Below are 2,970 nucleotides of genomic sequence, written 5' to 3' on the forward strand. Positions count from 1 at the left end.
CCGCGGGGCTGCACCACGGCGGATTACGCACCCCCCCCACCCCCACCCCACAACCCCCCCCCCCCGCCGCCGGGGGGGGGGGCCCCCCGGCCCCGAACGCCGCCCGCCCCCCGCCCCTCTGCCGTCCCCGAAGGCCCTCCGAGGCCCGTCCGGGGAGCCCGGCGGTCCTGCCTTCGCACGTGCCACTGGCACCTGCGCCGCCGGGGAGCACATCCTTAGCCCGTACCGGTTCGAGCCGCTGAGCCGCATTACCACTCGAAGGCCCTCGCCGTCTCACAGAAGTGCTTTTCCGACGATCTGTTCTACTGCGCTGCTGTGATTCCCTGACGCCGACGTGGCCCAAGGTGACATGCTGCTCCAAGTCAGGGGGGTTGGTCCCAATGTCCGAAGTGTTCCGAGGGCTGCCGATCCAACGATCACCAGAGGTCCGGCCGGAGGTCGATGTGTCGACGAGCATCAATCCCACCGTGCGCCGTCGGCGCCTGGGCTCGGAGCTGCGAAAACTCCGCGAGGGCCTCGGGATGACGGCGGAGGAGGTGGCGGGCCGGCTGATGGTCTCCCAGTCGAAGATCAGCCGACTGGAGAACGGCCGCCGCAGCATCAGCCAGCGCGACGTGCGCGACCTCTGCGACGTCTATCTCGTGAACGACGAGCAGATGCGCGCCAGCCTCATGGAGATGGCCAAGGAGTCGCGCCAGCGCGGCTGGTGGCACGACTTCAACGACATGCCGACCCCGTACAGCGTCTACATCGGGCTGGAGGCCGAGGCCTCCTCGATCCGCGCGTACGAATCCTCCTTCGTCCCGGGCCTGTTGCAGACCGAGCAGTACGCGCAGGCCGTCGTGGAGGGCACCCAGCCGGACACCGACGCGCTCGCCGTGCAGCGCCGGGTGCAGGTCCGGATGAAGCGCCAGGACCGCATCCGGGGCGAGAACCAGCTCGGCAGCCTGTGGACCGTCATAGACGAGGCGGTGCTGCGCCGCGAGGTCGGCAGTCGCGAGGTGATGGCCGAGCAGCTCAAGCACATGATGGAGCTGAGCCAGCACCCGAACATCACCATCCAGGTGATCCCGTTCTCGGCCGGCGCCCACCCCGGTATGACCGGGACATTCTCCCTGCTGGAGTTCCCCGAGTCAGCCGATTCCACGGTTGTCTACTTCGAAGGGGTGACGAGCGATCTCTACCTGGAGAAGGAGGCGGACGTGCGCCGCTATACCGGTCTGTACGACTACCTGCGTGCGGCGGCACTCGGCGTGGCGGAGAGCCGGACACTGATAGCTGAGATTGAAGAGGGATACCACTGATGAGCACCACCTCCGAGCACGGAACCCGCTGGCGGAAGAGCAGCCACAGCGGCGGCAACGGAGCCTGCGTGGAGATCACCACGCCGGCCACGGGGGCGGTGGCGGTACGGGACTCCAAGGACCCTCATGGGCCTCAGCTGCGCTTCTCCGCCGAGGCCTGGACCGCGTTCGCGAGTGCTGCGGCCACCGGGGTGTTCGGCCGCCACTGACCTTGCGGCGGCGGCCGCCGACCCGGCCCCGCGCCCCCGGTGCGAATCCGAGCTCGGACCAGTTGCCCGTAGCAGTGGCCGTCGCCCTCGCCGGCGGCCGACGCTACGGGCAACTGTCGTTCCCGCCCGAACTGCCTTCCCGCCGAGCCTTTCCGCCCGAACCGCCTTGCCGCCCGAACTTCGCTTCCCGCCCGGACCGTTCAGCGCACCACCGGGTACCGCTCGGACCAGGTCAGCCCCTCCGGGGTGCGCGGATCGTGCAGTTCGGTGCCGTGCATCAGCTCCAGCACGAAGTCGTCGGCGAGTTCGAGGATGGCGCCCCGCCCCTCCAGCCCGGCCACCAGCCCCGACGGCAGCGCGGTGTCACCGTGCAGCACCCCGAGCAGGCTCCCGCAGACCGCGCCGGTGGAGTCGCTGTCCCCGGAGTGGTTGACGGCGAGCAGCAGGCCCGAGCGCACGTCGTGCGCGACCAGCGCGCAGTAGACCCCGATCGCCAGCGCCTCCTCGGCGACCCAGCCCTCCCCCAGCGCCTCCACCCGGTCGGCGGACGGTTCGCCGGCCCGGACCGCGTCCAGCGCGGCCCGCAGCGCGGCGGTGGTCTCCTCGTGCGCCTGCCGCTCGGAGAGCAGCGCCAGGGCGAGGTGGACGCCCTCCTCCAGGGTGCCGCCGCGGGCCACGCTCTGGACGATCACCGCGAGCGCGCCCGCCGCGAGGTAGCCGGTGGGGTGGCCGTGGGTGAGCACCGCGCACTCCACCGCGAGTTGGAAGACCAGGCCCGGCTCCCAGCTGGTGAGCAGGCCGAACGGCGCCGCCCGCACGACCGTGCCGCAGGCCTTGGAGTGCGGGTTCTTGGGCCGCTCCACGGTGCCGAGGTACTCGGCGTCGGCCCCGGTCAGGGCGGACAGGCAGCCCTGGCCGGGGGCGCGCTGGGCGTACAGCCACTCCTCGCGGCCGAGCCAGCCGAGGTCGGGGCGGCGCTCGTCGGGGCCCCAGTCGCGCTGGGTGGCGGCCCAGCGCAGGTAGGCCAGGTGCAGGTCGGTGGGCGGGTGCCAGCTGCCGGTGTCGCGCCGGATGTGGGCGCGGATCAGGCCGTCGACGGTGAACAGGGTGAGCTGGGTGTCGTCGGTGACGGCGCCGGTGCGCCCGTACGCGGGGACGTAGCCGGTGACGCCCTGTGGGCCGTGCTGGGCCCGGATCTTCTCCAGCTGCTCGAACTCGACGCCGGCGCCGAGCGCGTCGCCGATGGCACCGCCGAGCAGACAGCCCCGCACCCGGCTGCGGAAGTCCTGCTGCTGGGCGCGTGACCACAGTGGCATCACGACGGGGCGCCTTTCCTCGGGGCAGGGGGCTGCGCGACGCACGGCCGCGGCGCGCGCCCTGGCACTGTATTCGAAGACCCGAGCGAATCAAGGGCGTCCCTCGTGCTCCGGTTCCCCCGGCCCCGGCCGCCGTACGGG

The 2,970-nt window shown here is 72.0% G+C and carries 3 protein-coding genes; 2 read left to right on the forward strand and 1 reads right to left on the reverse strand.

Going from position 1 to position 2,970, the window contains the following annotated elements; genetic code table 11:
• Positions 1-443: 443 nt before the first annotated feature.
• Together ACFV6I_RS34435 and ACFV6I_RS34440 are read left to right on the forward strand one after the other, a co-directional pair.
• Complete coding sequence (locus ACFV6I_RS34435; RefSeq protein ID WP_063348096.1) at positions 444-1,304, forward strand: helix-turn-helix transcriptional regulator; 861 nt, start codon at positions 444-446, stop codon at positions 1,302-1,304.
• Positions 1,304-1,513 carry a DUF397 domain-containing protein gene (locus tag ACFV6I_RS34440; protein WP_380342886.1) on the forward strand — a complete coding sequence of 70 codons (210 nt, stop codon included), beginning with the start codon at positions 1,304-1,306 and terminating at the stop codon, positions 1,511-1,513. Before ACFV6I_RS34435 ends, ACFV6I_RS34440 begins: the two co-directional genes overlap by 1 nt.
• Before the next feature lie 200 nt (positions 1,514-1,713).
• On the opposite strand, the gene ACFV6I_RS34445 is transcribed toward ACFV6I_RS34440, so the two are convergent.
• Complete coding sequence (locus ACFV6I_RS34445) at positions 1,714-2,829, reverse strand: ADP-ribosylglycohydrolase family protein (protein WP_363371605.1); 1,116 nt, start codon at positions 2,827-2,829, stop codon at positions 1,714-1,716.
• Positions 2,830-2,970: the final 141 nt, after the last annotated feature.

The organism is Kitasatospora sp. NPDC059803, from assembly GCF_042732255.1.
GTDB lineage: Bacteria > Actinomycetota > Actinomycetes > Streptomycetales > Streptomycetaceae > Kitasatospora.

Bases quoted from the DNA above. Each gene is read 5' to 3' on its own strand.
- ACFV6I_RS34440 (WP_380342886.1), top strand. From the start codon at position 1,304: ATGAGCACCACCTCCGAGCACGGAACCCGCTGGCGGAAGAGCAGCCAC.
- ACFV6I_RS34445 (WP_363371605.1), bottom strand. From the start codon at position 2,829: ATGCCACTGTGGTCACGCGCCCAGCAGCAGGACTTCCGCAGCCGGGTG.